Below are 6,793 nucleotides of genomic sequence, written 5' to 3' on the forward strand. Positions count from 1 at the left end.
AGGGGGTGGCCGGGGCCACCGCGGGGTTCGCCTCCAGCGGCACGCTCACCACGATCATGGAGACCTGGAAGACGCGCCTCACCGCCGTACGCGACGAGTGCGGCCGGCTCGAACCGGCCCTCAAGAGCGTGCGGACGCCGCCGCCGACACCAAGCGGCTCCAGGACGCGGCCGGCAAGTACGCCGACGACGGCGACATCCCCAAGGGGAAGAGTTCCGAGGAGAACGCCAAGTGGTGGAACGGGCTCACCCAGGAGCAGCGTGACGAGTACGCGACGCTCTACCCGGCCTCCGTCGGCGCCCTCGACGGCATCCCGTCGGCAGTGAGGGACGACGCGAACCGGATGGTGTTCGCGGAGTCCCGAGCCAAGTACGAGATGGAACTGGCGGCCCTTCCGGCCGAGCCGAGGAAGATGGTGCCGTACGGCCCCCGCGGCGCCATGGTGATCAACAAGGACTGGCAGGAGTGGCACGACCGGAAGGAACAGCTCCAGGGCCGGATCGACGGGATGACGGCCATCGACAGCCGCCTCAACCGTCCCGCGGGCAGCGACCTCCCCGAGGCGTACCTGCTGAGGTTCGACGGTGAGAAGGATGACGGCCGGGTCATCCTCGCCAACGGCAATCCGGACACGGCGGACCATACTGCGGTGTACGTGCCGGGAACGAAGACGAAGCTGCCGGACATCGAGGGCGACCTGAGCCGCGCGGACGCCATGTGGACGGCGACCAACCAGCTCGTACCCCACCAGAACGTCTCCACCATCACCTGGTTCGACTACAACGCGCCGGACACCATCCTCACCGAGGCGACGCGCAACAAGTACGCGGACGAAGGGGCGCCGACCCTTCGTCAGTTCATGAACGGGCTGGAGACCGCCCAGGGCGGCCCTGATCGTTCTTGACTAAGCGACTCACAGCGGCCGTGCTCCTGCTGGCGTGCGCCCTCCTGACGGGATGTTCGAACGTGGACAAGAAGACAGCGGAAGTCCGCGACAGTGACCAGGTACGGAAGGGTGTCCAGCAGACCTCCAGCCACATCCTCGACATGACCGGCCTCAAGGGGAAGGTCACCAAGCCGGGACCGCTGCCGCTTCCCTGCGACAGCTACGAGCCCGAGGGCCAGGTCATAGAGATGCGACACAACTGGAGCATCTACGACCTCCCCTTCGAGGAGCTGGAGAAGGGGTATGCCACGCTGCGCACGGCCTTCACGAAGAACGGCTGGAAGATCGTCTCGGACGGACCGGACACCAGCAAGGCGAAGACGCCCACGATGGTCGCGGACTCGCCCGACGGTGAGCACTCCGCCGATGTCCGGCTGATGGACAACCGCAAGGCCAAGGACCCGACCTCGGTCCACGCGCCGTCACCGTCGTCTCCCGCTGCTTCCAGACCTCCTGACGCCCGGGCTGAGTACCCGAGCCCGGCACTCTGAGCCCCCGTACGGATCCGGGCCGCACAGCCCGGCCGTAGCGTCCCTGTCGTGAACGATCAACTGCGCAAGGGCCTGCGCGTCGGCCTGTACCTCGTCCTCGGCGTCGTCGCCCTGCCGGTACTGCTGATCCTCGGGCTGATCATCTGGTACACCGTCGACCGAGCGACCGGGGAGGACTTCCCGACCGTGCGGCCGGCCGACAGGGCGCGACAGGCGACGGACCGGTCGCAGGAGATGTACGACGCGGCGGGGATCGACCGGCCGCTGCCGGCCGTGCGAAGCGGGGAGAACACGGCTGCCGACAACCGCATCACGGGCGACCTCTGCTACCCACGCGGCATCGAGGGCATCGCGGACACCCCCGAGCCGGGCTCGTACCGGCTCTACCACAAGTGGCGGCTCGACGCGGTCGACAAGGCGGCGGGCACGGCCGCGCTCGGCAAGCTGCACGCGCACCTCGAGGCGACCGGGTGGACGATCACCGACTACGGTCCCTCCGACGACGACTGGGAGCTGCGGGCGCACAAGGGCGACATCGACGACCGGGTCTCCTTCACCTGGCGGTCACACTGGCAAAGGCTGGACGGATTCATCGGCATGCCGTGCGCATACGACCCGGCCGGCGCCAAGGGCGAGGCGGCGGTCGAGGACCTGGAGCCGCCCGCCCTCCACTAGCGCGGGCTCAGAGGTACCGCGCGTACTCGTCCAGCACCCCCAGCACCTCGCTCTCGCCCCCCGGCGGCAGCTGGAGCACCACCTCCTCGCAGCCCAGCTCCGCGTAGTGCGCCAGCTTCCCCGGGTTCGGCAGGACCGCGTACGGGACGACCTGGAGGGTCTTCGGGTCGCGGCCGGCCTTCTCCCAGGTCTCGCGGAGCACCGGCATCGACTGCGTCAGGCCGCGGCCGCCGATCGGCATCCAGCCGTCCGCGTACTCGGCGATCTGCGCGAAGAGCTTAGGGCCCGCCGCGCCGCCGAGGAGGGTGCGCGGGGCGCCGCCCGCCGGCTTGGGGTAGGCGTGGGACGCCCGTACCGACACTCCGAACTCGCCCTCGTACGCCGTCGGTTCATCGGCCCACAGCGCCCGCATCAGCGCCATCCGCTCCCGGCCGAGCTCGCGCCGCGTCGCCCACTCCACGCCGTGGTCGGCGGCCTCCTCTCTGTTCCAGCCGAAGCCGATGCCGAGGGTGAAGCGCCCGCCGGAGAGATGGTCGAGGGTGGCGATCTGCTTGGCCAGGTCGATCGGGTCGTGCTCGGTGATGAGGGTGATACCCGTACCGAGTTCGAGCCGTTCGGTGACGGCGGAGGCCTGGCCGAGGGCGACGAAGGGGTCGAGGGTGCGGCCGTACTCCCGGGGCAGTTCGGTGCCCGCCGCCGGATACGGGGTGGTCCGCTCGATCGGGATGTGGGTGTGTTCGGGCAGGTAGAGCCCGGCGAATCCCCGCTGCTCCAGCTCGCGCGCGAGGCGGACGGGGGTGATGGTCTCGTCGGTCAGGAAGATCGTGGTCGAGATCCGCATAGCGGCACGGTAGGGGCTGCGGCCGCGATTTCCGAGAGGTGCGGCGCTACGGGCCTCTTGCGTTGTCCGGGAGTTCACGGCTTCATACGAGGGTGCCGGACATGAGCGAACCGACCAGACGAGCGCTCCTGACGACGAGCGTCGCCTCCGCCTTTACCTTGGGAACCGTGAGCTTCGCGCACGCCGACGACTCCCCCGGCGGCGACCGTACGCAGACGGTCAGCGGCACGCTGCCGCCCGGCTCCCCCGACTTCGTGTACCTCCCGGTCGAGATCCCGCGCGGGGTGCGCGAGATCCATGTCGCGTACGCGTACGAGCGGCCGGCCGTCCCCGCGGGGACGCAGGGCAACGCCCTCGACATCGGCCTCTTCGACCAGCGCGGCACCGAGCTCGGCGGCAAGGGCTTCCGGGGGTGGTCGGGCGGGGCCCGCAAGGACTTCTTCGTACGGTCGGACGCGGCGACCCCGGGGTACGTCGCGGGGCCGGTACGCGCCGGCACCTGGTTCGTGGTCCTCGCCCCGTACACCGTGGCGCCGCAGGGGCTCACGTACTCGGTGACGATCACGCTGCGCTTCGGGGCCTCCCTGCCGACCCCGAGGCCCGTGTACCCGCCGGAGCGGGCCAAGGGCCGTGGGCGGGCCTGGTACCGCGGCGACAGCCATCTGCACACCGTGTACTCGGACGGGCGCCGCACGCCGGCCGAGGTCGCCGCGCTCGCGCGCGCCGCCGGGCTCGACTTCCTGACCACCACCGAGCACAACACCCACGCGGCGCACGGGGCGTGGGCCGAGCTCGCCGGGGACGACCTGCTGATCCTCCTCGGCGAGGAGGTCACGACCCGCAACGGCCATGTGCTGGCGCTGGGCACGGACCCGGGCACGTTCGTGGACTGGCGCTACCGGGCTCGGGAGAACCGCTTCGGGCACTTCGCGCGCGAGATCCGCCGGGCGGGCGGGCTCGTCGTCCCGGCGCATCCGCACGCGACCTGCATCGGCTGCAACTGGAAGTTCGGCTTCGGCGACGCGGACGCGGTCGAGGTGTGGAACGGCCCCTACACCCCGGACGACGAGGTGTCGCTCGCGGGCTGGGACGCGGCGCTGGCCAAGGGTCGCTGGACCCCCGCGATGGGCAACAGCGACGCCCACCGCGACCCGGACCTCGTCGGCACCCCGCAGACCGTGGTTCTGGCCGACGACCTGAGCCGGAAGGCGGTCCTGGCGGGCCTGCGGGCCGGCCGCTCGTACGTCGCGGAGTCCTCGTCCGTCTCCGTGGACTTCACGTTGACGGACGGGCGGGGCCGGTCGGCGGGGATCGGCGAGCGGCTGCGGGTGCCGGCGGACGAGCCGGTGACCGTCCGGCTGTCGGTGGCCGGCGCCCCGGAGGGCGGCACGGTCCGCTTCGTGACGGACCAGGGCGTGCTGCACACGGCGCAGGCCACGGGTCCGGTGGAGTGGGTGACGACGGCCGCGTACGCCGCGTACGTACGGGCCGAGGTCCGCCGCCCGGCGACGCTGCCGCCGCTGCCGGGCGCGCTCGTGGCCTTCACCAACCCGGTGTTCCTGGAGGCCGGCGGGGTCAGCCCTGGTACTCGGTGAGGTCGATGGCGTAGACGCGCAGCGGGACGCCGAAGTCCGGGTGATCGGTCTCGCGCTCCGGGGTCATCCCGAGCTTGTGGACGACCTTCTCGGAGGCCGAGTTCGAGATGTGGGTGATGGCGACGACCCGGTCGAGGCCGCGGTCCTGGAGCGCGAACTCCAGGGCCGCGTGGGCGGCCTCGGAGGCGTACCCCTGCCCCCAGAAGGGCCGCCCGAGGCGCCAGCCGATCTCCACCTCGTGCGCCAGCTCGGGCAGGAACCGGGGCACGGAGAGCCCGGCGAAGCCGATCAGCTCACCGGAGCCGAGGAGCTCGACGGCGAAGAGCCCGAAGCCCTCGTCGTCCCACTCCTCCTCCCACCGCTCGATGTCCTCGGCGGTCTCCTCCAGATCACGGACCGATCCGTCGCCGATCCAGCGCATCACCTCGGGGTCGGCGTTGATCTCGGCCATGGGGACGAGGTCGTCGTCGGTCCAGCGGCGAAGGAGGAGGCGGGGGGTACGGATCTCGGTCATACCTCCATGGTCTCGCACCCCACCCACCACGGCTGTCCCGGCCCGATCTGCGCGTCGCCTGGACGCAGGGAAACCCACCTGTGCTGCCGTAGCCCGGCTGCTTGGATGACCGGCATGCTGAACCGACTCGAGGCGTACTACGACGCCGTCCCCCGATCCGCCGCCCGCGCCGAGGAGTTCGGGCCGCTCACCCTCTTCGTACGGGAGGGGGCGGGGTGGCCGTACTACGCGCGGCCCACGCTCGGGTACGGCGGTGAGGTGAGCGTCGCCGCGGTGGAGCGAGTGCGGGCGCGGCAGCGGGAGTTGGGGGTGCCCGAAGCGTTCGAGTGGGTGGCGGAGACGACGCCGGGGCTGCGGGCGGCCGTCGAGAGGAGCGGGCTGGTCGTGCACGAGCATCCGCTGATGGTCCTCGAAGGCGGGGGCGCGGCCCCCGCACCGCCCGAGGGCGTCACCGTACGGATGGTCGCCGCCGACGATCCCGCCCTGCCGAGCGCGGCCGCCACCCCGTACGCCGCCTTCGGCGTCGCGCCCTCGCCGGACGCCGCCGCCCAGCTCGCCGAACGGATCGCGGCGGGCCTCACCCACCTGGCCGCCGCACTGGACGCGGACGGCACCGCGGTCTCGGCCGGCCAGCACCAGCCCGTCGGCCCGGTCTCCGAGGTCGTCGGCGTCGGCACCCTGCCGGACGCCCGCCGCCGCGGCCTCGGCCTGGCGGTCACCGCGGCCCTGATCGCGGACGCCCGCGCACGCGGCGTGGAGACGGTCTTCCTGACGGCCACGGACGCGACCGTGGCCCGTCTCTACGCCCGCCTCGGTTTCCGTACGATCGCCACCGCCCTGATCGCGGAACCGGCCTCCTGAGAAGAAAACTTCCGCGGACGTGTCACATCCGGGTCGCGCGCTCCGTCAGTGCAGTGAAGCCGACGGAAACGGCCCCACAGGAACACGGACCGCTGAGGAGCGATCACCATGACGTACGAGATCACCCCCCGGATGACGAACCCCGCCTACGTTCTCGCCGACGCCGCGCCGGCCATCCAGAACCTCGTCAAGGCCACCCGTCAGGGCGGTGTCCCGGAGTCGACGCTGGAGCTCGTGCATCTGCGGGCCAGCCAGATCAACGGCTGCGGTTTCTGCGTCGACTACGGCGTCAAGAGCGCCAGGAAGGCGGGGATGAGCGACGAGAAGCTGTTCGCCGTCGCCGCCTGGCGCGAGGCGCCGTACTTCTCCGAGGAGGAGCGGGCCGCGCTCGCGCTGGCCGAGCATGCGACGCGGCTCGCCGACACCTCGGACGCGGTGCCGGACGAGGTGTGGGACGCGGCGGCCGACCACTACGACGAGAAGCAGCTCGCCGCGATCGTGCTGATGGTCGCCGTGACCAACATGTTCAACCGCATCAACGTCACGGTGAAGCAGCCGGCCGGCGTCGGCCTCTGACCCGGCGGCCGGCCCGGCGCGACCTGGTGGGGGGTCCGCTCGTTGGAGCGGGCATGAAGAAGATCCGTAACCTCGCCCTGACCGGACTCGCCCTGGCCGGGACCATCGGCGCCGCCGGGTCCGCCGTCGCCGACACCGCCGACATCGGCAACGCCCACCTTCCCTCCGTCGTCCCGCTGAGCGGCCTCCTGAACCCGCAGGAGAAGCCGGCCTCCGCGGCCGACATGCCGGCCGCCAACGCGGCTGTCGAGGGGCTCCTGCCCGGGCGCTGACGGAGCCGAAGGAACGCACGAG

The 6,793-nt window shown here is 71.6% G+C and carries 9 protein-coding genes; 7 read left to right on the forward strand and 2 right to left on the reverse strand.

Annotated features, from left to right (window positions below; genetic code table 11):
* Nucleotides 1-97 precede the first annotated feature (97 nt).
* From ACFVZW_RS20695 to ACFVZW_RS20705, 3 genes are all read left to right on the forward strand, one after another.
* Entirely contained in the window at nucleotides 98-904 is an 807-nt protein-coding gene (locus tag ACFVZW_RS20695) for an alpha/beta hydrolase (protein WP_384523260.1), read from the forward strand.
* A 62-nt stretch (nucleotides 905-966) separates the two neighbouring features.
* Nucleotides 967-1,437, forward strand: a complete 471-nt coding sequence (locus tag ACFVZW_RS20700; protein WP_384523262.1) for a hypothetical protein — start codon at nucleotides 967-969, stop codon at nucleotides 1,435-1,437.
* A 48-nt stretch (nucleotides 1,438-1,485) separates the two neighbouring features.
* Nucleotides 1,486-2,112: a hypothetical protein gene (locus ACFVZW_RS20705; RefSeq protein ID WP_384523264.1), complete on the forward strand. Its 627-nt coding sequence runs from the start codon at nucleotides 1,486-1,488 to the stop codon at nucleotides 2,110-2,112.
* Between the two features lie 7 nt (nucleotides 2,113-2,119).
* Here the strand turns inward: ACFVZW_RS20705 and ACFVZW_RS20710 are convergent, their stop codons facing one another.
* Entirely contained in the window at nucleotides 2,120-2,953 is an 834-nt protein-coding gene (locus tag ACFVZW_RS20710; protein WP_384523266.1) for an LLM class F420-dependent oxidoreductase, read from the reverse strand.
* A 101-nt stretch (nucleotides 2,954-3,054) separates the two neighbouring features.
* Between ACFVZW_RS20710 and ACFVZW_RS20715 the strand changes: the two genes are divergently transcribed.
* Nucleotides 3,055-4,548: a CehA/McbA family metallohydrolase gene (locus ACFVZW_RS20715; protein ID WP_384523268.1), complete on the forward strand. Its 1,494-nt coding sequence runs from the start codon at nucleotides 3,055-3,057 to the stop codon at nucleotides 4,546-4,548.
* Here the strand turns inward: ACFVZW_RS20715 and ACFVZW_RS20720 are convergent.
* Nucleotides 4,529-5,062 (reverse strand): GNAT family N-acetyltransferase, encoded by a 534-nt coding sequence (locus ACFVZW_RS20720; RefSeq protein ID WP_384523270.1) that lies wholly within the window; start codon nucleotides 5,060-5,062, stop codon nucleotides 4,529-4,531. The genes ACFVZW_RS20715 and ACFVZW_RS20720 overlap by 20 nt on opposite strands.
* 105 nt (nucleotides 5,063-5,167) lie before the next feature.
* On the opposite strand from ACFVZW_RS20720, the gene ACFVZW_RS20725 reads away from it, so the two are divergent.
* The 3 genes from ACFVZW_RS20725 to ACFVZW_RS20735 all read left to right on the forward strand — a co-directional run bounded on the left by ACFVZW_RS20725 (nucleotide 5,168) and on the right by ACFVZW_RS20735 (nucleotide 6,771).
* A complete protein-coding gene (locus tag ACFVZW_RS20725) occupies nucleotides 5,168-5,923 on the forward strand; it encodes a GNAT family N-acetyltransferase (protein ID WP_384523272.1) in 756 nt (251 codons plus the stop codon).
* Between the two features lie 108 nt (nucleotides 5,924-6,031).
* Nucleotides 6,032-6,499 (forward strand): carboxymuconolactone decarboxylase family protein, encoded by a 468-nt coding sequence (locus tag ACFVZW_RS20730; protein ID WP_384523274.1) that lies wholly within the window; start codon nucleotides 6,032-6,034, stop codon nucleotides 6,497-6,499.
* Between the two features lie 53 nt (nucleotides 6,500-6,552).
* A complete protein-coding gene (locus ACFVZW_RS20735; RefSeq protein WP_384523276.1) occupies nucleotides 6,553-6,771 on the forward strand; it encodes a hypothetical protein in 219 nt (72 codons plus the stop codon).
* The last annotated feature ends 22 nt before the right edge of the window (nucleotides 6,772-6,793 follow it).

Source organism: Streptomyces sp. NPDC059567, from assembly GCF_042735655.1.
Lineage (GTDB): Bacteria > Actinomycetota > Actinomycetes > Streptomycetales > Streptomycetaceae > Streptomyces.